The 20,283-nt window shown below is 68.0% G+C and carries 20 protein-coding genes; 11 read left to right on the top strand and 9 right to left on the bottom strand.

Annotated elements, in window-relative coordinates; translation table 11 throughout:
• Positions 1–4: 4 nt before the first annotated feature.
• Positions 5–1,057, bottom strand: a complete 1,053-nt coding sequence (locus ACIPVK_RS11155; protein WP_407612048.1) for an enoyl-CoA hydratase/isomerase family protein — start codon at positions 1,055–1,057, stop codon at positions 5–7.
• 183 nt (positions 1,058–1,240) lie between these two features.
• Between ACIPVK_RS11155 and ACIPVK_RS11150 the strand changes: the two genes are divergently transcribed.
• The 4 genes from ACIPVK_RS11150 (at position 1,241) to ACIPVK_RS11135 (ending at position 5,299) form a co-directional block, all read left to right on the top strand.
• Complete coding sequence (locus tag ACIPVK_RS11150; RefSeq protein WP_407612047.1) at positions 1,241–1,630, top strand: YidH family protein; 390 nt, start codon at positions 1,241–1,243, stop codon at positions 1,628–1,630.
• Positions 1,627–1,962: a DUF202 domain-containing protein gene (locus ACIPVK_RS11145; RefSeq protein ID WP_407612046.1), complete on the top strand. Its 336-nt coding sequence runs from the start codon at positions 1,627–1,629 to the stop codon at positions 1,960–1,962. Before ACIPVK_RS11150 ends, ACIPVK_RS11145 begins: the two co-directional genes overlap by 4 nt.
• Before the next feature lie 118 nt (positions 1,963–2,080).
• Complete coding sequence (locus ACIPVK_RS11140) at positions 2,081–4,687, top strand: SpoIID/LytB domain-containing protein (protein WP_407612045.1); 2,607 nt, start codon at positions 2,081–2,083, stop codon at positions 4,685–4,687.
• Between the two features lie 126 nt (positions 4,688–4,813).
• Positions 4,814–5,299 carry a hypothetical protein gene (locus ACIPVK_RS11135; protein ID WP_407612044.1) on the top strand — a complete coding sequence of 162 codons (486 nt, stop codon included), beginning with the start codon at positions 4,814–4,816 and terminating at the stop codon, positions 5,297–5,299.
• An 88-nt stretch (positions 5,300–5,387) separates the two neighbouring features.
• On the opposite strand, the gene ACIPVK_RS11130 is transcribed toward ACIPVK_RS11135, so the two are convergent.
• Both ACIPVK_RS11130 and ACIPVK_RS11125 read right to left on the bottom strand, forming a co-directional pair.
• A complete protein-coding gene (locus ACIPVK_RS11130; RefSeq protein WP_407612043.1) occupies positions 5,388–6,323 on the bottom strand; it encodes a LysR family transcriptional regulator in 936 nt (311 codons plus the stop codon).
• 81 nt (positions 6,324–6,404) lie between these two features.
• Positions 6,405–6,659 carry a hypothetical protein gene (locus ACIPVK_RS11125; RefSeq protein ID WP_407612042.1) on the bottom strand — a complete coding sequence of 85 codons (255 nt, stop codon included), beginning with the start codon at positions 6,657–6,659 and terminating at the stop codon, positions 6,405–6,407.
• 137 nt (positions 6,660–6,796) lie between these two features.
• Here ACIPVK_RS11125 and ACIPVK_RS11120 point away from each other — a divergent pair, with 137 nt between their 5' ends.
• Complete coding sequence (locus tag ACIPVK_RS11120) at positions 6,797–7,291, top strand: hypothetical protein (RefSeq protein ID WP_407612041.1); 495 nt, start codon at positions 6,797–6,799, stop codon at positions 7,289–7,291.
• Positions 7,292–7,370: 79 nt separating this feature from the next.
• On the opposite strand, the gene ACIPVK_RS11115 is transcribed toward ACIPVK_RS11120, so the two are convergent.
• Positions 7,371–7,775 (bottom strand): hypothetical protein, encoded by a 405-nt coding sequence (locus ACIPVK_RS11115; RefSeq protein WP_407612040.1) that lies wholly within the window; start codon positions 7,773–7,775, stop codon positions 7,371–7,373.
• Positions 7,776–8,201: 426 nt separating this feature from the next.
• Positions 8,202–9,197 carry an LLM class flavin-dependent oxidoreductase gene (locus ACIPVK_RS11110; RefSeq protein WP_407612039.1) on the bottom strand — a complete coding sequence of 332 codons (996 nt, stop codon included), beginning with the start codon at positions 9,195–9,197 and terminating at the stop codon, positions 8,202–8,204.
• Between the two features lie 86 nt (positions 9,198–9,283).
• Here ACIPVK_RS11110 and ACIPVK_RS11105 point away from each other — a divergent pair, with 86 nt between their 5' ends.
• Positions 9,284–9,946, top strand: a complete 663-nt coding sequence (locus ACIPVK_RS11105; RefSeq protein WP_407612038.1) for a hypothetical protein — start codon at positions 9,284–9,286, stop codon at positions 9,944–9,946.
• Positions 9,947–10,035: 89 nt separating this feature from the next.
• Here ACIPVK_RS11105 and ACIPVK_RS11100 read toward each other — a convergent pair whose 3' ends face one another.
• The 3 genes from ACIPVK_RS11100 to nirD form a co-directional block, all read right to left on the bottom strand.
• Positions 10,036–10,239, bottom strand: coding sequence for a cold-shock protein (locus tag ACIPVK_RS11100; protein WP_007271190.1), 204 nt, complete (start codon positions 10,237–10,239; stop codon positions 10,036–10,038).
• Between the two features lie 246 nt (positions 10,240–10,485).
• Positions 10,486–11,277, bottom strand: a complete 792-nt coding sequence (locus ACIPVK_RS11095; RefSeq protein ID WP_407612037.1) for a sirohydrochlorin chelatase — start codon at positions 11,275–11,277, stop codon at positions 10,486–10,488.
• A complete protein-coding gene (gene nirD / locus ACIPVK_RS11090) occupies positions 11,274–11,651 on the bottom strand; it encodes a nitrite reductase small subunit NirD (protein ID WP_407612036.1) in 378 nt (125 codons plus the stop codon). The genes ACIPVK_RS11095 and nirD overlap by 4 nt, the downstream gene beginning before the upstream one ends.
• Positions 11,652–12,013: 362 nt before the next feature.
• Here nirD and nirB point away from each other — a divergent pair, with 362 nt between their 5' ends.
• Genes nirB through ACIPVK_RS11075 form a run of 3 tightly spaced genes read left to right on the top strand, consistent with a single transcriptional unit; the run spans position 12,014 to position 16,802 of the window.
• A complete protein-coding gene (nirB, locus tag ACIPVK_RS11085; protein WP_407612035.1) occupies positions 12,014–14,647 on the top strand; it encodes a nitrite reductase large subunit NirB in 2,634 nt (877 codons plus the stop codon).
• A complete protein-coding gene (cobA, locus tag ACIPVK_RS11080; RefSeq protein WP_407612034.1) occupies positions 14,644–15,666 on the top strand; it encodes a uroporphyrinogen-III C-methyltransferase in 1,023 nt (340 codons plus the stop codon). The genes nirB and cobA overlap by 4 nt, the downstream gene beginning before the upstream one ends.
• Positions 15,663–16,802 (top strand): uroporphyrinogen-III synthase, encoded by a 1,140-nt coding sequence (locus tag ACIPVK_RS11075; protein WP_407612033.1) that lies wholly within the window; start codon positions 15,663–15,665, stop codon positions 16,800–16,802. The genes cobA and ACIPVK_RS11075 overlap by 4 nt, the downstream gene beginning before the upstream one ends.
• Here the strand turns inward: ACIPVK_RS11075 and ACIPVK_RS11070 are convergent.
• On the bottom strand, positions 16,799–18,355 hold the full coding sequence (locus tag ACIPVK_RS11070; RefSeq protein ID WP_407612032.1) for an MFS transporter: 1,557 nt from the start codon (positions 18,353–18,355) through the stop codon (positions 16,799–16,801). The two genes, ACIPVK_RS11075 and ACIPVK_RS11070, sit on opposite strands and share 4 nt — an antisense overlap.
• Before the next feature lie 111 nt (positions 18,356–18,466).
• Here ACIPVK_RS11070 and ACIPVK_RS11065 point away from each other — a divergent pair, with 111 nt between their 5' ends.
• Both ACIPVK_RS11065 and ACIPVK_RS11060 read left to right on the top strand, forming a co-directional pair.
• On the top strand, positions 18,467–19,009 hold the full coding sequence (locus tag ACIPVK_RS11065; protein WP_407612031.1) for a TetR/AcrR family transcriptional regulator: 543 nt from the start codon (positions 18,467–18,469) through the stop codon (positions 19,007–19,009).
• A gap of 7 nt (positions 19,010–19,016) precedes the next feature.
• Positions 19,017–20,276 carry a CynX/NimT family MFS transporter gene (locus ACIPVK_RS11060; RefSeq protein WP_407612030.1) on the top strand — a complete coding sequence of 420 codons (1,260 nt, stop codon included), beginning with the start codon at positions 19,017–19,019 and terminating at the stop codon, positions 20,274–20,276.
• Positions 20,277–20,283: the final 7 nt, after the last annotated feature.

The raw sequence follows: 20,283 nt of genomic DNA, 5'->3' as shown, positions 1-20,283 counted from the left end.
TCGTCTACTCGGGGTCCGCGATCACCGCGGCAATGGCCTCGCGGTCGACATGAGCCAGGCCGGCGGGGTTCCACACCGGACTGCGGTCCTTGTCGATGACCCGGGCGCGGATGCCCTCGGCCAGGTCGTCGCGGTGCATCAGGTAGTCGGCCACACGCAGCTCCCGCTGAAGGGCCGAGGGCAGGTGGTCCGCCTCCCGGGCGGCGCGCACCGCGCGCAATGCGCATTCCAAGGAAGTCGGGGAATTGGCGCGCATCCGTGCCGCCGCCGCGGCTGCCGCCGGATGGGCCATGGCATCGAGGCGCCCGAGGATCGCTTCGAGCGTCGGCGCGCCGAAGGCCTCATCGATCCAGGGGCGGGCGCTGGCCAACGGGGAGGCGGCAAAGGAACCGAAGAACACTTCCAGCCCGGCCGCGATGTCGGCCGCCGGCATCGATTCGAAGTCGGGAAGGGCCTCGATGACCTCCTCGAAACGCTCCTGGTCCACCAGCATGTCGGCAAAGCCGAGCTCCACGGCGTCGGCACCCGTGAAGCTCTCGGCGGTCAGCACCAGGTATTCGCCCAGGTGCCCGGGCGCCCGGGACATCAGGTGAGTGGCGCCCACATCGGGGCTGTAGCCGATGAGGACCTCGGGCATGGCATATTCCGCTTCCGGGGTGGCGATGCGGATGGAGGCATGGGAGGCCAGCCCGATCCCGCCGCCCATGCACAGCCCGTGGACCAGGGTGATCACCGGCTTGGGATAATTCGCGATCATCAAATCAAGCGCGAATTCCAGGGAGAGCAGCTCCAGGAAGCCGGCGTGCCCGCCGTTTGTCACGGCCCGGTGGAAGTCCTTGATGTCGCCGCCGGCGCAAAAGCCGCGCGTTCCCTCGCCGCGCAGCACCACCATCGACACCTGCGGATCGTCCCGCCACGCCGCGAGGACGTCCGTGAGCTCCTGCAGCATCTCGCGGGTGAGGGCGTTGATGCGCTCGGGCCGCTGCAGCACCACGATGCCCAGCGGACCCAGGACGGCGGAATTGATAAGAGTAGTGATTGCGGGTGTCCTGTTCATTGCGGCGTGCGGTTCCCAGCCAAGATATCGCCCCGGCAGCTTCCAAGGGAAACGCCGCCGGTGCGCAACAGAGCTCCCGGGCGGCGGGGCAACGGCATTTCACCGGTATCCTGAAGAGGATTTTCCGGCGGCGGACGGCGCCCCCGGTTCCAGGAGACACAACGCAGGGGAGCACACCGGCACATGGCATCGACCGAGGGCAACGACGAACGCGGGAGAATTGCCAGGCGCGTGCTGCCCGGGGGACAGGAACCTGACCCGCGCTTCACGCTGGCCAACGAGCGCACCTTCCTGGCCTGGATCCGCACCGCGCTGGCCTTCCTCGCCGGCGGCATCGCCCTGGAGGCGTTCGCCGCCGCCGCCTTCCCGGGCCCGCTTCGCACCGGCATCGCGGTGCTGCTCATCGGCATCGGGATGCTGATCAGCGCCGGTGCCGCGATGCGCTGGCGGGGCATCGAGATGTCGATGCGCCATTCCAAGCCGCTGCCGTTGCCGCTGATCGTCCCCCTCCTGGGCCTGGGCGGCGCGGTGGCCGCAGCGGTGGTGGCCGTGCTGATCGCGCTGGGCCGGTGAGCACCGCTCCCCGCCCGCCCCTGCACCGGGACCCCGGGCTGCAGCCCGAACGCACCGTCATGTCCTGGGGGCGGACCACGCTGTCGCTCTGCGTCGCCGCGCTGGTCTTCCTGCGCTGGCTGCCGCACTACGGCGCCGGGGTGCTGGCGATGGTGGTGGTGTCCCTGCTGGTAGCCGGCGGCATCTATGCCACGCAGCGGCGGCGCTATGCCGTGGCCGCCCGAGGCATCTCCGCCGAGCGGCTGCGGGCCGACGTGGTTGCGGTCGGCGTGATGAGCTGTGCTGTCCTCGGGCTGGGAGTCCTCGGCATTCTGGTGGTGCTGGGCCCGTAAGTCCACACCGCGATTCGGCGGCCGGCAACGTGCCGCCCGATGGCCGCTGGCGTATGATCAAGGATCAACGTCTCGGGCCCGGCCCGGCCTGTCACCGCAATGCTGTCCAAGGATACCCATGAGAAAAACCGCCCTGGCCATTGCCGCCGCACTCATCGCAGCTCTGCTGGTTCCCGGCACGGGGGCAACGGCCGCCGCACCGGCCCAGGCCACCGTGGCCGCCGCGGGCATCAACGCCACCAACAAGGCATACCTGGCCAGGGCCGCCAAGTCGCTGGGCGGCGCCGATGCCGCGACGGGCAAGCTCCGGGACGGGACGCTGTGGCGTTCCCACCGTGACGGGATCGTGGTCTACTCGAACAAGCGCCGGGCGCTGACGGTGCGCAACGCGGTGGCCCAGGCCTGGGCGGACACCGGCTGGGAGAACGGCCGCTTCGGCTACCCGACCGGCGAACAATACAAGTCCGGGTCCGACACCCGGCAAACCTTCAGCGGCGGCATCATCGGGGTGCGCCTCAACGGAACTTCCTACTGGCTGCCCAAGGCGCCCAAGCTGCCCGACTTCACCGTGAGCGGCGCGGGCTGGGGGCACGGCGTGGGCATGAGCCAGTACGGCGCCCGGGCCATGGCCGCCGAGGGCAAAAGCGCCACGAGCATCCTGCAGTACTACTACAACCCCGCCAAGGTCACGCCCAGCAAGACCGCGGCATCCGGCGACATCAGGGTGCAACTGCTCAAGTCTTCCACCGCCTCGCTGACGGTTTCCGGCGGACGAATGCGGGTCACCGATCCCAGGTCCGGAAAAACCTACACCGCAACGGCCGGGTCCACGCTCACCCTCTCCCGGAGCGGCTCGCAGCTCAGCTACGTGCTGAAGACCCCGGCCGGGTACGACGCGGTGCCGCGCGACCTGAACAAGGACGGGGTACGCGACGCGAAACCTGCGCCGCAGGCAAACAAGGCCGCCGGCAAGCTGCGCATCACCTGGGAGGGCACGCGCGCCTGGCCCTCGGCGAACCGCGCCACGATCTCCGTCCCCAAGGCCAACGCCGAATCCTCGGCACCGGGGCTCTACCGGCACGGCGCCCTGGAAGCCGGGCTGCTCGATGACCAAGTGAACCTGGTGACATCCCTGCGGCTGAACGACGAGTACCTCTACGGACTGGCCGAGGTCCCGTCCTCATGGCCCTCCGCGGTGTTGCAGGCCCAGGCCATCGCGGGACGTACCTACGCCATGCGCAAGGTCAACAGGCTCAAGGCATCCTGCGACTGCAACGTCACCGACGAGGTCCAGGACCAGAAGTTCACCGGCTGGAAGAAGGAGAACGAACAGCCGGGATACGGGGCCAAGTGGAAGACGGCCGTCAACGCCACCGTCTCGCGCAACACCGCGGGCGTGCCCACCGCAGGAAAAGTCGTGATGTACGCCGGGCGGCTGGCCGAGACCGTGTATTCCTCCTCCACCGGCGGGGCCACCCGCAACAGCGAGGACGTCTGGGGCGGCGCGGGCCAGCCCTACCTGCGCTCGCGCGCGGACTCCTGGTCGTTGAAGAAAAGCGCCAACAACCCCTACAAGTCTTGGACCCAGCGCACCAGCCAGCGGGAGATGGCCAAGGTCTTCGGGCTCAGCGACGTGGTGAGCGTGAAGTTCACCCGCGCCAAGGACCTGACCATTGCCACAGCGACCGCCAGATCCTCGTCCGGTGCCGGCAAGACCCTGAAGGGAAACACCTTCCGCGGTTCGGCCTCCGGCGTCGGGGCGCACTCGGCGTGGATCAGCGGCATCAAGGCCAGCGTGGTCGCCCCCACGGCGACCGCCATCAATGCCCGGAACTTCTGCACCACCACCGTGAAGCCCGGGGGCAACATTTCCACGGCCGCAGCCAAGGCCCGCGACGGGGCAGTCATCTGCCTGAGCTCCGGAACCCACAAACCCAACAACGTGGTGCTCAGGCCGCGGCAAACCCTGGTGGGGCAGACGCGGTCGAACACCCGACTCAACGGGACCATCTCCGTGGCCACGAAGAAGTCCGGCAAGCTGCACCGGATCGGCACGGCAAGGATTCCGGCCAAGGCCCCCACGGCCCTTGCCTGCGCCACCGGAAGCCAGTGCAACACCGCACAGGTCCTCTTCGCCAACGGGGCCCAACTGACCCGGGTCTCCTCCAAGTCCAAGGTGAAGGCCGGAACCTACTGGGTCGACCACAAGAACCGGGCGATCTTCACGGGCAAGGCCAGCAGTTCCAAGAACAAATACACCATGGCCTCGCTGACCCGTGCATTGACGCTGGGTACCTGGTCGCGCATGGGCAACGTCAATGTCGTTGGCTACGCCAACCCTTCCAACACCGGTGCGGTGTCCTTGCGCGGCGCCCACTCGACGCTCTTTACCTCCCGGGTCGCGGTGAACCATGGGATCGGGGTGCAAAGCAACGGCCCCTCCACCAGTATCATCAACTCCATTGTCCGGCTCAACGGCCAGGCGGGAATCAGCGCCTCGGGAGGGAAGAACTCGGTGGTGCGGGGAACCGAAATCAGCAAGAACGGCTGGGCGGGGTTCCGGCCTGCCACGTTCACCGGAGGCATCGCCGCGTCCAACAAGGCCACGGTGAAGGTTTCCGCCTCCAGGATCCTGGAGAACCGCGGAGCCGGAACCCGCGGGGTGCGCACCAAGAACGGTGCCAAGGTGTCCGTTGGCACCAGCACGGTGCGCGGCAACAAATAGGTGCCGACTCATAGCGCTGCTTGGGCCCGATGCTCGATTCCGCCAGGCCCACGGTGAGCTTGTCCATGAACACCCGGGCCTTTGAAAGACAAGCCGTCCTGTACTGCGATTTTCAACGAGGATAAAATGAACGTAGTTTTCCTCACCAAACCTGTTTCCGGCCGTGTGGTGTACGGGGTGGCCGATCAGGCATTCGATTTCATTCCAAGCGATCTGGGCGAAGTTGCGGCGCGCAGGGTTTCCCCTGCCTCGCTGGCCATAGACACCGTCCTGCTGGAAGTTGGAATGCCCTACGGCATTCTCCTCTATATTTGGGGGTACTCGCCGCAGTCTTCCTGGCTCGAGGTCCCGGGAAAGCCGGCCAACGTGGTTGACGGCGTGGTCATGGTCGATGAGCCAGAATTGGATTCAAGCGGAAGTGTTTCCATTCGCCGCGACAGCAGTGATCCGGCTGAAGTTTGGTGGACGCAATTCGATCCGGATACGGGTTGGTGCCGGATCACCAGCGGCGGCACCGATGAGAGCCAGACCCGGATTGCGACGGACACCGTCATTGGAACCGACGGCACCGGCATTACGTCGTTGTGGCTGAAGCCAACGTTCGTGGACTGAGCGTAGACCTCCGCAGTGAGGGAACCCGCGGGGTCCGCAACAAAGACGGTGCCACGGTGTCCGTGGGCACCAGCACGGTCCGCCCCGTTTAGCGCCGCTTGGGTTCGATGCTCAGCTCGGCCAGGACATTGGTGAGCCGGTCCATGAACACCCCGACCTTGGGGTTGTCCCGGTTTTCCGGGCGGAGTGCAAAGATGCTGCGGGCCAGGCGGATCTCGGGTGCATCGATCACCCGGATGCCCGCAGGGGCCCGCAGCATGGCAAGCTCCGGGACCAAAGCGGCACCCAGCCCGGCGGCGGCCATGTGCAGCGAGGCGTTGAAGTCGTCGGAATGCGCGACCACGCGCGGGTGGATGTTGAATGCCGCGAAGAGCCGGGAGATCACTGTCGCATCGCTCGTGCCCGGATGGTGCATGATCCAGGGCATGTCCGCCAGCTGGGCGGCACTGAAGACCGAGGATCCGTCGAGTTTCCAGGACGCGGGGACCACCACGCGGAACGGGTCGTCGCCCAGCCACTGGCGCTCCAGCTGCGCCGGCCACGCGAGCCCGCCCTGGCCCACCTGGAAGATCAGCGCAAGGTCCAGTTCACCGTCCTGGCGCAGCCCGGTGATGGTCTGGTGTGGTTCGCCCACGTTCACGCGCAGGGCAATGCCCAGCTGGTCCCAGTCCGGGGAGCCCAGAAGCTTGGGCAGGGCATAGGTGGCCAGGGACGGGAAGATCCCGATCCGCAGTTCCTGCAGGGGCTTGCCGCTCGGGTCCAGGTCCGGGGTAGAGGTCGCGGCCATGAGCGCGTCGATGTCGGTGAGCACGCGGCGCGCATGGCGGACCATGGTCAGCGCCGCGGGAGTGGGTTCGATGCTCTTGGCACCGCGGGCAAAAAGGGTCGTTCCGGTGTCGCGTTCCAACGCCGACATCTGCTGCGAGACCGCCGAGGGCGTGTAGCCCAGGCGCAGGGCGGAGGCGGCGAAGGACTTCTGCGTCACGACTTCCAGCAGCGTGCGCAAATGTACCGGATTGACCACTGAAACTCCTGTGCCTCGGGCGGGATGAGAGCGCGGACCGCTTATGGAGCGCGCTCGTCCTATCCTAGACGGGTGAGGAACCTAGCGGCTTTCTTCTTCGAGGAGTTCGTCCTCGGTCCACTCTTCCTCGACGGTTTCCTCGTCGTCCGTATCGTCCTCGGCCGTGAGGTCGTCATCGAGGAGGTAAAGGTGCTTGCGCAGCGGATCGAGGGCGGTCATGGTCTCGGGACTGTCGGAGGAACCATCGTAAGGTTGGCCGTCCCGGCCGTCGTCGGGCTCGTACATGTCGTCGTCAATCGGCTCATCGAAGACGGTGTCATCAAAGCTGTTGCTCATCGTGTCCCTCTTTTCTCCAAACGCCGGGATCTGCGACTGAACCCCGATTGATTACAGCCTATGTTGCATCCGACCGTATGGGAATGGGCACTTTTTCGTATGCCGGACCGGGCCGTCGCAGGGAGTATTGTCGATAGATGGACAGCGACATTTCCCCTCGATTCTTCACGCCCGCCGTCAGCCGCCCGGCCTTGCTTGCCGCCGCCGGAAGGATCCTGGCCCCGGCGCTGTGGATGGGATTGCTGATCGGGATTTCGTTCATCGAGACGCCGCTGAAATTCATGGCCCCGGGTATGACGCTGGCATTGGGGCTGGGAATCGGGCAGCTGGTCTTCGCCGCAATGAACATCGTGGAAGTGGTGTTCTTCGTCGTGCTCGCCGCCTCCTGCATCCGGCGCGGCCTGGATAGGGCATACCTGTGGGCGGTCTCCGGGCTGGGGACCGTGCTGCTGGCCAAGGTGGCGCTCATCAGGCCGTTCCTGGCCAAGCGCACCGAGGCGGTGCTGGCCGGAGTGGAGGCCGGCGGCTCAAGCTGGCACTACTTCTACATTGCCGCGGACGGGCTGCTTTTCGTCCTGCTCGTCACGGTGCTGGTCATGGGCGTGCGCCGCTGGGTGCTGCCGGGGCGGTAGCCCCGAGCTTAACGAATCCGACACGTACTCCTCTTGCATTCGACCTCCCCGAAGGCGGAGATGGTTTCCGCCTCGATGTTCATGGCCATTCCTTCGATAAAGCGGGGCGAGTGCTGCCCAGCAGATTCGACGCGAGGAGGTCGGGAGCGCGCCTTTTTTCGGGAAAGCCATGCGTCCGGTCGGCGGCCAAGCGGAGCGAACGACGCAGGATCCGGGTCTTTGGGTGGGCATGGCGCAGATACATCGCCAGCATGAATCCGGTGGTTGCCAGGTAGAACGTATGCATGAACCATATGGGCCCGGCAGGCAGGCTGTAGACGTACACGGAATGGATCACGTTGCCCGTGTTGGCAAGCAACAAATTGCCCAGGCTGTAGGACGCCAAGTCCCGGGTCCGCACCGCCTTGACGACCATCGGCAAGACGCTGCCGACGAAGATGGTTGTGGAAATGCTGCCGGCCACAACGGCCAAGCCTGGATCCATGTCTGGTTCTCCTTCGACCTCCGCGGGGATGTTGCGTTCTCCACGCTAGGCTTCGTCCGCGTGCCGCCGCATCGGCAGGACTACCCAAATCCGCAAGACCCGGGGTGGTGCATGAATCGCCGTCTCAGGGCCGGAGCGAAGGCGCAGCGGGGAAGGTCGTCACCGATGCGGCTTCGGTCTGGGTTCATGCGTCCCCTCAAGGACGCCGTCGTACCCGGGGGGCCTATCGTGTTGAAGATATGGGCAAGCTGGCGGCCGACTGCGTTTTCGCCGATGAAGGGCGCCTACGCCGTGGCCTTGGCGGACGCGCCGCCGGCGATGCATGGCAAAACGTCGACGTGCCGGGCGGCCAGGCCGCCCGGCAGGTTCTCTCCCTCGAGCCGACGCACGGCCTTCCCGGCCGGCCCCGCCGGGATGGACGTTGTCCTAGACGTTCGCCAGGTCCATGGCGTGCGCGGTGATCTTCACCGATTCCAGGCGCTGCGCCGGATCGCCGGCGTTGTGCACGGTGATCAGCTCATCGGCACCCGCGGTGCGCGCGAACTCGTGCAGGTATTCGGCGACGGCCGTGCCGTCGCCCACGGCGGTGTACTGGAGCATCTTCATGATCGAATCCCCATGCGGGGAATCCAGCAGCATTTCCACCTCGGCATCGGTGAACTCGGTCTCGCGGTTGCGTCCCAACATCATCCGGATGCGGTCGCGGCGGACCTGTTCCATGATGACCTGCGCCTCGGCATTGGTTTCGGCGGCAACCACGCCCACGCCGGCAATGACATGGGGCTCGGCGAGGAACTCGGAGGGGCGGAACTCGTTGCGGTACGCGGTGGTCGCCTGGACCAGGGCATCGGGGGCAAAGTGCGAGGCGAAGGAGTACGGCAGGCCCAGCTGCGCGGCCAAGCGGGCACCAAAGAGGCTCGAGCCCAGGATGTAGAGTGGGACGTTGGTTCCGCGTCCGGGGTAGGCGTGGATTCCCTCGATGCGAGAGGTGTCCCCGAGGAATGCCTGCAGCTCGAGCACATCGTGCGGGAACGCATCCGAGGCCGCCGGATCGCGGCGCATGGCCCGGAACGTGGCCTGGTCGGTGCCCGGAGCGCGCCCCAGTCCCAGGTCGATGCGCCCCGGGAAGAGTGTTTCCAAGGTGCCGAATTGCTCGGCAATCACCAGCGGCGAGTGGTTGGGCAGCATGACGCCGCCGGCTCCGAGGCGGATGGTGCTGGTGTGGTGGGCGACGTGGCCAATGAGCACCGAGGTCGCCGAGGAAGCGATGGTGCTCATGTTGTGGTGTTCGGCGTACCAGACGCGTTTGTAACCGGTGGACTCGGCAGTTTGAGCCAACTCGACGCTCTGCGCGAAGGTCTCTGCGGCGGAACCGCCACGGCGGATGGGGGCAAGATCAAGGATCGACAAAGGAATGCTCACATAGGCGGCAACTAGCGCCCGCCCGGTTTCATTCCCTCGGTTTCCGGGCGCACGCCCCAAACGCCCGAAAGCGTAGGATTTGGGTCATGAAGCGGAAGGCGTGGCCGCTTGCCTGCGGCCTGCTGGCGTGCCTGCTGGGCGCGTGCACGGTGCTGGTCCCGGATCCCGATCCCGTCACGTCCACGCTGCCGACTCCGGATCGCCTGGCCGAGCTCCCTGCCGACTGTCCGCGCTCGGGCGGCGTCGCGGAGCCCCGGGGGATCGAATCGGGGACCGAGGCCCAGATTGCCGCCGACCTTTTGGCCGCCGTCGGGGATTGGGTCAATGCCGGAACGGCGATGGTCGCCAATGAGCCGGAGTGGATCGGACCCGGGTTGCCCGGGCACTGCCTGGGGGATCTGGCTGAATTGCTCGGCCGGATCCACGGGCCGGCACTCCTGTCCGAGCGAGGGGATGAAACGCTGACCGCCTTTCAGGCGGAAATGGTCAAGGAGAACCTGGTGAACCTGGAAGCCGCCCGTGCCCAGGGCGGGGCCACGAACGCAAGGCGGGAGTTGGCTCTCATGCAGCAGTCATCCCAATCGGAAAGCGGCGCGTTCCTGAATCTCATCGTGCGCAAGCTGGACAACCGGTCGATACAGCCCACGCGCATGGAGGAGTGGATGGTCATCGCGGTGCCGCAGGAATCGCGAAACCTGGTGTTCCACCTGGAAACCAAGGAAGCGGCGCACGGCTACTTCAGTTGGTGAGCCCCTTCGGTTAAAGCAGTATGGGCGCCACTCCCGAGGGAGTGGCGCCCATACTAATCAGCTAAATGCCGAAGGTGATGATCCGTTGCTTAGACAGCGCGGATATCGGTGGCCTGAAGGCCCTTCTGGCCCTGAGTAACTTCAAACTCAACGCGCTGGCCCTCTTCGAGCGAACGGAAGCCGTTCGACTGGATGGCGGAGTAGTGTGCGAAAACATCATCCGAGTTGTCGTCCGGAGCGATGAAGCCGAAGCCCTTTTCGGCGTTGAACCACTTAACGGTACCTGTTGCCATGATGGGGGTGTCCTTTCGAGACTGTCCTGAAATGGGACGTAGGGGAGTAAATTCCACTGTGGAATCCACTTGCAGCTACGTGATTCAACGCGGTTCAGAAAGGTACTCGCCCCGGCAACGGGGTGTTTGCACTGAAATTACTGCGAGAAAAACTAGAACTACAAGCTCAACGGTACGCTACTTAGCGGCCAGTTGCTAGCACGAGGGTCTTTTTTGGTCATTGTTCGCCAGATAGACCCCAGCTGTTTACCAGTCGACACACTGCCGGTAACGCTGGATGACGATGTCCACGAGCTCCCGCGGAGGGGCCTGGTTCGGGTCCAGCAACGGGGCACTGAGGACGTCCGGGGAGCTGCCTGCCGCCAGCGTTGCAAAGTGTCCGGGGGCCAAGAGGTAACTGGCAACCACCGTGCGCCGCCCGGGGTTGAGCGAGCGGGCCGCCGCCATGACATCCGGGAGGCGCGGTTCGGCGGCCGAGATGAAGGCAGGCGTCACCGGAACCTGCAACCGGCCGGCCAGCAGCTGCGCCATGGTGTGGCAATCCGCCAACCCGCGCGGATCGGTGGACCCTGCGCAGGCAAGCACCACCGCCTCGCCCGGAAGCCAGCCGGCCTCGAGCAGGCGGCGATGCAGCACGGCGGCCAGGGATGCATCGGGTCCCAGCGGAGCCGCGACCTTGGTGCCCGGGAGTGCCCCGGTGGCCGCCGCGAGATCGCCCGAGGCGTGGGTCCCGGCCGAGAGCAGCAGCGGCACCAGGGCCGCAGCCTGCCCGGGCTCGATGGCCCCGGAGTGCAAGAATGGACCGACCCGAGGTTCCTGCACATCGACGAAGGCCCCGTGGACCCGGATGCCGGAAAGTGCGAGATCGACCACATCCACCAGCGCGCGGACGGCCGCCCGTCCCGCCGGGTCGCCGGTTCCGTGTGAAACCGCCACCAGGTCGGGAGACGGGGCGGTTTCCATCCAGCCCAGCCATGCCGAGTGTTCGACGCCTCCGGAGAACCGGGTGCCGGTGCGCGTCAGCGTTGTGGTGCTCATTGGGCCGCCTCCAGCCAGAGCACGCCCCGGTGCAGTTGCACGGGGTGGACCTGCAGCGCCGGCGCCGTGCCGCTGAGGCAGTCTCCGGTGTCCAAGCGGTACACCTCCTTGTGCAGCGGGCAGGCGATCGTGGGAACGCGTGCCCCGGCAATGGCCTTGTCGCCCAGGATGCCCCGGGCCATGACCTTGGCGCCGGTGCCCGGACAGTGGTGCGAGGCCGCGAAGAACTCGTCGCCCTCCGTGCGGTACACGGCCACCTGTGTGCCCTCCAGCCATGCGGCCTCGCCCCAGCCGGGCTCGAGGTCCCCGGTCCGGCACACGGCAACCATGCCCTGCACGGTCCCGAGTGTGCTTTCTTCGACAGTTGCACTCATCGCTTCGGTCCTCTCGTGGTTTCTGCTTCGATGTCCCGAGCCTACGAATGCCTTGTTACACGTGTTGCGATGCCGCGTTGCGTGCCGGTAAACCCCGTCTCACGGTGCCGCGCCCGGTTGGTGATGCGGATCGAGGACGGCCTCAGGCAACCACGGCGGGACCGTCGGCGGACCTCGGCCGGGGAGCTCGCCCGCCTGCGGTTTCCGGCATGTTTCGGCAACCTCACGGGTTGCCTTTTGTCCGGGACGCAGAGTTGTCCTGCCCGAAACATAGAGGAAATTGCTAGGCAAAACCGCCCTCCTAGGCTGGGAGACAATCAACGACGCGTCATCGGCGCAAGAGTGAAAGTCGGGTAACAGACATGGGTACAGGAAACGGCGCACGCCGCATCGTGGTGGTTGGCGGCGGCCCCGCCGCACATCGTTTCACCGAGGCCATGGCGGCACGCGAACCAAGCAACCTCGAGATCACGGTGTTGACCGAGGAAGCTCACGTTCCCTATGACAGGGTTGCCCTGACCAAGGCACTGACCGACACCGCCGTGGACCTCACCCTGGGGGACCCGGCTCTCTGGGCACGCCAGAACGTCACCCTTGTCACCGGCGCCGGCGTCAAGACCCTGGACAGCGCCAACAACGTGGTGCACACCCATGACGGCCGCGCCTTCGGCTACGACGAGCTGGTGCTGGCCACCGGCTCCAATGCCGCGACGCTGCCGATCCCCGGCAACGAGCACACCCACGTCTACCGCACCCTGGAGGATGTCTGGGCGATCAACGCCGGCATCCAGGAGCTCGCCGCGCAGCTGGGCCGCAAGCCCGTGGTTGCCACCATCGGCGGCGGGCTGCTGGGGCTCGAAGCGGCCGCGGGCTCCCAGTCCCTGGGCGCCGAGGCCGTGGTCATCGACGGTGGCAAGTGGCTCATGGGCACCCAGCTGGACGAGGGCGCGGGCCAGGCCATGGGCAGGCTCATCGCCCAGACCGGGTTCACGGTCCACGGCGGGGTCTTCCCGCAGGAAGTCACCACCGAGATCGTTGGCGACACCGAGAAGGTCACCGGAGTGCTGATGGCCGACGGCAACCACATCCCCGCCGACATGGTCATCGTTTCCATCGGCGTGCGGCCGCGCGACGAGCTCGCCCGCAACCACAACCAGGCGATCGAGGGCACCGGCACGCAAGGCCCGGTCTTCGGCATCGGCCCGCGCGGCGGCGTGGAGATCGACGGGCACTGCGCCACCGCGGTGCCCCACGTGTGGGCCATCGGCGAGGTCGCGAACTTCGGCGGCATGTGCATCGGCCTGGTGGCCCCGGCCAACGCCATGGCCGAGGTGCTCGCGTCCCACCTGCAGGGCGGGGACGCCGAATTCACCGGCTTCGACACCGCCACCAAGCTCAAGCTCTCCGGGGTGGACGTGGCCAGCTTCGGCGACGGCTTCGCCCGCACCGCCGGCGCGCTGGAGGTCGTCTACGCGGACGCGGCCCGCGGCCTGTACCAAAAGATCGTGGTCTCCGCCGATGCCAAGGTCCTGCTCGGCGGGATCTTCGTGGGCGACGCGAGCCCGTACCAGTCGCTGCGCCCGCTGCTGGGCCGCGAGCTTCCCGCCGAGGCCGGCGCCTACCTCAGCGCCCTGGGCGGCGAGGTGCCCGACGGGGACCTGCCCGACGACGCGGTGCTCTGTTCCTGCAACGGCGTGAGCGTCGGCTCCATCAAGGACGCGGTCGGCGGCTGCGGGTCCTGTGCGGGCAGCGAACCGGTCAACGACCTGGCGAGCTTGAAGACCTGCACCCGCGCCGGAACCCAGTGCGGGTCCTGCGTGCCGATGCTCAAGAAGCTCATGGAATCTCAGATGACCAAGAACGGCGTCGTCGTCTCCAGCGCCATGTGCGAGCACTTCGAGCTTTCCCGCTCCGAGCTCTTCGAGGCCGTCCGGCTGGCCGGGCTGCACAGCTACCCGCAGATCATGGAGCGCTTCGGCACCGGGACCGGCTGCGACATCTGCAAGCCGGTCATCGCCTCGGTGCTTGCGTCCCAGACCTCGGGCCACCCGATGGAGGCCGGCCTGGCCGGCGCGCAGGACACCAACGACCGCGTCATGGCCAACATGCAGAAGGACGGCACCTACTCGGTGGTCCCGCGCATCCCCGGCGGGGAGATCACCCCGGAAAAGCTCGGCGTGATCGCCGCGGTCGCCGCGAAGTACAACCTGTACACCAAGCTCACCGGCGGGCTGCGCATCGACATGTTCGGCGCCCGGCTGGAACAGCTGCCGGAGATCTGGAAGGAACTTGTCGACGCCGGCTTCGAATCCGGGCAGGCCTATGGCAAGTCGCTGCGCAACGTGAAGACCTGCGTCGGCTCCTCCTGGTGCCGCTACGGGATGCTGGACTCGGTGGCCATGGGCATCGAAATGGAGCTGCGCTACCGCGGGCTGCGCGCCCCGCACAAGTTCAAGATGGGCGTCTCGGGCTGCGCGCGCGAATGCGCCGAGGCCCGCGCCAAGGACGTGGGCGTCATCGCCACCGCCGAGGGCTGGAACCTCTACGTGGGCGGCAACGGCGGGGCGAATCCCGCGCACGCCCAGCTGCTGGCCGGCGGGATCGACGACAAGACGCTGCTGCGCTACATCGACCGCTACCTGATGTACTACATCCGCACCGCCGACAAGCTGCAGCGCACCGCACGCTGGATGGAGGAGCTGGAGGGCGGGATCGAGCACGTGAAGTCGGTCGTCGTTCAGGACTCCCTGTCCCTGGGCGCGGAGCTCGAGGCGGCCATGGAAACCCACGTGGGCAACTACCAGGACGAATGGGCCGCCACACTGGCGGACCCCGAGAAGCTGCGCCGCTTCCGCTCCTTCGTCAACGCACCGGAGCAGGCCGACCCCGACCTGCACTACGTGCCCGAACGCGGACAGCACCGCCCCGCCGAGCCGGTGCGCCTCGGCGCCACCATTTCCATCGGCGCCCCGAACCCGACCCAGGAGCCCTCATGATCGCCACCGGACTTCAACTGCATGGCCAATTCGTCCTGGTCGCCGGAGCCCGCTGGGCCGCACGGCACGTCGTGGCACGCTATGTCTCCGCCGGCGCCATGGTGCTGCGGGCCCACCACCCCTACGAGCTGGAAGACCACCGCCACATGCTGGGCTCGGTGCGGCTGCTGGTGGCAGTCGACGACGGCGCGGCGGGCTGGGAGGTGCTCCAGGAGATGGCGATGCGCGAATCGATCCTGCTCTCCATCGAACCGGCGGCCTCGCGCGATGGCAGCATCACGCTGCTGGGCGGGGGACCGGGCAGTTCCGACCTGCTGACGGTGCGCGGAGCGGCGGCGCTGGCCAACGCCGACGTCGTCTTCCACGACCGGCTGGGCCCGGGACACGACCTGGCCGCGCTGGCGCCGGGCGCGCAGCTGGTGGACGTGGGCAAGGCCCCGGGGAACCACAAGGTGCCCCAGGACCGCATCAACGAACTGCTCATTGCCGAGGCGCGGGCCGGGCGCACCGTGGTGCGGCTCAAGGGCGGGGACCCCTTCGTCTTCGGGCGCGGCTCCGAGGAACGCGACGCCGCGCTGGCCGCGGGGCTGAAGGTGCACGTGGTGCCCGGGATCAGCAGCGCGATCTCGGTGCCCGGCGCCGCCGGCATCCCGGTGACCGCCCGCGGGGTGGCCAAGGCCTTCACCGTCGTCTCCGGCCACGACCCCTTCACCGAGACCGAGCTGGGGCACCTGGCCGGGATCGGCGGGACGTTGGTGGTGCTCATGGGCGTGGCCACGCTGCAGCAAAACGCCGCCGGGCTGCTGCGCCACGGGCTGGCGGCGGACACCCCCGCGGCGATCATCGAACGCGGCTTCTGCGACACCCAGCGCAGCACCCGCGCCACCTTGGGCACGCTGGCCGAAGCCGCCCGGGCTGCCGGCTGCTCCAACCCCGCGGTGATCGTCATTGGGGGCGTCGCGGCCCTGGGCACGGGCGCCGACGAGCTGGCCGCCCTGCTGCCGGCGGCCGTGCGATGAGCGCGGCAACGGCAACGGCAACCGCGGGCGCGGCACCGCGCAGCGCCGGGGCGCTGGCCGGATTCCGCATCGCGGTGACCTCCCAGCGGCGCTCCGCGGAGCTCATCGAGGCCCTTGAGCGCCGCGGCGCGCAGGTGCTGCACGCCCCCACGCTGCGCCTGGCCCCGCTGGCCGAGGACACCGAACTGCTCGACAACACCCGCCGGGTGCTTCAGCTGCGCCCCGAGTACGTGCTGGTCAGCACCGCCTACGGGTTCCGCCGCTGGTTCGAGACCGCGGAGGCCGCGGGGCTCGGCGACGAGCTGGCCCAGGTGCTGCGCGCGGCAAGGATCCACGTGCGCGGACCCAAGGCGCTGGGCGCGGTGCGGGCCCTGGGATTCCACGCCGAGGCGATGGCCGGAGACGAGCTGACCTCCACCATGGTGGCCAGGCTGGCCCCGCTGCTGGAAGGCAAGGCCGTGGTGCTGCAGCACCACGGCCTCGGGGACGACGAATCGGCCGCCGCGCTGCTGGAGGCCGGCACCCGGGAACTGGTGCGGATCAGCCCCTACCGCTGGGTGCCGCCGGAGGACGCCGGGAAACCGGAGGTGCTGCTGCGGGCGCTGTGTTCCGGCTCGCTGGACGCGCTGACCTTCACCAGCGCCCCCGCGGTGGTGGCGCTGCTGGAGGCCGCGCGGCAGCACGGCTGCCACCCGGAGCTGCTGCACGCGCTGCAAACCACCATCACCACGGTTGCCGTGGGGCCGGTGACGGCCGCGCCGCTGCGCGAGGCGGGCATCGAGCCGCTGGTGCCTTCCCGGCACCGGATGGGCGCCATGATCCACACCCTGGTCGAGCACCTGGGCCGGCGCGGGGCGCTGGAATGCGCCACGGTGCTGGGCCCCTGCCAATTGCGCGGGGACACCGTGCACCTGGGCGGGGCCGGGACGGAGCTGGGCGCCAGCCAGCTGCGGCTCTTCAAGGCCCTGCTCGAGGCCCGCGGGAACGTCGTCTCCCGCGGGGCGCTGGCGGCGCTGCTGCCGGACGGGTCCTCGGACCACGCGCTGGACATGGCGGTGAGCCGGCTGCGCGGCGCGCTGCCCGATGCCCGGCTGGTCTCCACGGTGGTCAAGCGCGGCTACCGGCTCAACGCCTAGCGCGGGGAGGGCGCGAGTTCGGACGGCACCCGGCGCAGCGCGAACGCGACGATCGCGGCGGAGGCCAGGGCCAGCACCATGGCGATCGCGGAGGTGTAGACCACGCCCTGGTCGAAGGCCTCGGCGGCGGATTCCAGCAACCGGTCCGCGGCCGGGGCGCCCAGGCCGCGGGCGACCTCGTGCGCGCCGCCCAGGGTCTGGCGGGCGGTCTCGGCCGCGTCTGCGCCCAGCTGTGCCGGGATCGCCACGTTGCGGCTGTAGGCGGCGTTGAGGATCGAGCCGAGCACCGCGGTGCCCAGCACCGAGCCGACCTCGTAGGCGGTCTCGGAGATCGCCGAGGCGGCACCGGCCTGGGCCGGCGGCACCGCGGAGAGCGCCATGTCGTTAGACAGCGTCTCGCTCAGGCCCACCCCGGCGCCCAGCACGCCGAAGGCCAGCATGAGCATCGGCACCGAGCCGGAGGCGCCGGTGAGCATCACGATGCCGTAGGCCAGGGCGTTGAGCCCCAGCCCCCACACCATCACGTTCTTGACCGCGAAGCGGCGGGTCAGCCGCACCGCCAGCAGCCCGAATCCAACCGTCAGCGCCAGGCCCGGAAGCATCAGCACCCCGGCCATCATGGGCGTGTAGCCGGCGACCAGCTGCAGGTGCTGGGAGATGAAATAGATGAAGCCGACCAGCGCGAAGATGCTCAGCAGGTTCACCGCCAGCGCGGAGGCGAAGGACGGGTTGGCGAAGAGCCGCACGTCCAGCATCGGGTTGGCACGTCCCAGCTGGCGCCGGGTGAAGGCCACGCCCGCGGCCAGCCCCGCGGCGATCGCCAGGGCCGGCACCAGTGGCGAATCCCCGTGGGTCATCTCCTTGATGCCGTAGACGATGGGCAGCAGGGTCATGATGGCCAAGCCGATGGAGAGAGGGTCGATGGCCCCGGGCTTGGGGTCCCGGGACTCGGGCACCAGGGCTGGGGCGAGGACCAGCAGCGGCACCAGCATCGGGACGGCAAGCAGGAAGACCGAGCCCCACCAGAAGTGCTCCAGCAGGAAGCCGCCGACGACCGGTCCCAGTGCCGCGCCGCCGGAGAACCCGGCGGCCCAGATGGCGATGGCCTTGCGGCGTTCGAGCGGGTCGGTGAAGATGTTGCGGATCAGCGAGAGGGTCGCGGGCATCAGCATGGCGCCGAAGATGCCCAGCAGGGCGCGGGCGGCAATGAGCTGCTCGGCGTTGGTGGCAAACGCGGCGGCGGCGGAGACCGCGGCGAATCCGGTGGAGCCGACCAACAGCAGCCGGCGGCGGCCGAACCTGTCCCCGAGGGATCCCATGGGCACCAGCAGGCCGGCCAGCACCAGGGGATAGATGTCGATGATCCACAGCAGCTGGTTCCCGCTGGGGGACAGTGCCGCCGACAGCGCGGGGACCGCGAAGCTGAGCACCGTGTTGTCGACGGAGATCAGCAGGACCGGGAACATGAGCACCGCAAGCGCAGCCCAGCGTCGGCGGTGGTTCGTGCCGATGCCCGGAATCGTGGGGGTGCTCGTGGCGCGCTGGATGCTCATGGTGCTCGGTTTCCTGGGAGGGGATTGGATCGTTGACAAGAGTAACTGTACCGTCCAGACGGTACAGTTACAATGTGACGATGCCTACTCGAAGGGGATAAGGTTCACTACATGTCTCGACCGCCATTAGCCAAGGAAAAGATCGTCGAAGCCTACGCCGCGTTGCTGTGCGACGAGGGCGAGCGGGCGGCGACCATTGAGGCCACCGCCGCACGCGCAGGGGTTTCCAAGGGTGGCCTGCTCTACCACTTTGCCTCCAAGGAGGCCCTGGCCCATGGCGTCATCGATGCCCTGCATGCCGTCGTTGCGCAGGACCTCGAACGCATGGGTTCGGCCCCGGAGGGCGCATCGCGGTACTTCGTGCGCACCTCCACCCTCGTCGGCGGCGAGCTGGACCGCTTCTTCCTGGCCGTGCTGCGGCTGGCCCAGTCCGGCCACGAACCCTCCATCGAGGCGCTCGACGCCGTGCACTCCGGGTGGCTTGACCTGATCCGCGTCGAGGTGCAGGACCAGTACGTGGCCGAAACCATCATGTTGATCGGCGAGGGACTCTACTACCAGACCTCCATGCCCGGGCCCTGGTCCCAGGGGACCTTCGCCAAGGACCTGGAGCACCTGCTGGACCAGGTCGAACGACTCAAGAACGGCAGCTGAACCACCCATGTCACTTACGCCACCGCGACAAAAGCTGGCCGGCCGGATCGGTGCGCTGCTGGGCATCATCCTGATGGCCCTCTCCCTGCGCGCGGCGGTGGTCTCCGTGCCGCCGCTGCTGGGCAGCATCGGTCCGGAACTGGGCTTCACCTCCTTTTCCACCGGCCTGCTGGCCATGCTGGCACCCGTGGTGTTCGCCGGGTTCGGGCTGCTCACCCCGCGCCTGATCCGGTGGTGGGGGCTGGAAAAGGTGCTGGTGTCCGCGGTCCTGCTGGCCGTGGCCGGGCAGCTGCTGCGCTCGGTGGTGGGGGACGTGACCAGCTTCCTGCTGCTCTCGGCCATCACCCTGGCCGGCTACGGCATGGGCAACGTGGTGTTGCCGCCGCTGGTGAAGAAGTATTTCCCCGACCGCCTGGCGATCGTCACCTCGGGCTATGTCACGATGCTGGCCGTGGGCACCTGGATGGCCCCGCAATTCTCCGTGCCGCTGGCCAACGCCACCGGCGACTGGCGCACCTCGATCGCCGCCTGGGCACTGCTCTCGGCCCTGGTGCTCGTGCCCTGGGGCGTCCAGCTGTTCAGGGACCGCAAGCACCCGCGCCCGGACACCCCCATGGTCAACGGACTGGTGGCAGCGCCCCCGGCGCGGATCAATCCGTGGAAATCCCCCGTCGCCTGGGGCCTGGCCATCTTCCTGGCCGGAAACTCCGCCCAGACCTACGTGTACTTCACCTGGCTGCCGCCCTATCTCTCGCAGCAGGGCCTGGACACGCAAACCGCCGGATCCATGCTGGCGCTCTTCGCCATCCTGGGCCTGCCGGTGAGCCTGCTGGTCCCTTTGTGGGTTCCGCGCCTGCGCCATCCGATCGTGGCGGTGCTGGTCTTCACCGCGTTCTGGATCGCCGGCCACCTGGGCATGTACCTGTCGCCGACCGCGCACACCGCGCTGTGGGTGGTGTTTGCCGGCCTGGGCCAGGGCACCTTTGCCATTGCCCTGCTGATGATGAACCTGCGCTCGCGCAGCACCTACGGATCCGGCGTCCTGGCCGGCTTCAGCCAGGGGCTGGGCTATGCGGGGGCGGCCGTCGCACCCCTGCTCTTTGGCATCGTCAAGGACGCCACCGGCGGCTGGACCGCCTCGTTTGCGATGTTGGGGATCTGCCTGGTGGTGATGCTCGCCGGAGCGGTGATGATCAACGGTCCGCGCAAGATCGAGGACGGCCAGGGCGAGGCCGAGAAGCTCGGCGAACTCGAGCGGGTCAGCTAGCCCGCGC

Source organism: Paeniglutamicibacter sp. MACA_103 (genome assembly GCF_045798555.1).
Taxonomy (GTDB): domain Bacteria; phylum Actinomycetota; class Actinomycetes; order Actinomycetales; family Micrococcaceae; genus Paeniglutamicibacter.
Note: the sequence above shows the minus strand (reverse complement) of the source record. Positions and strands in the feature narration are given on the sequence as shown.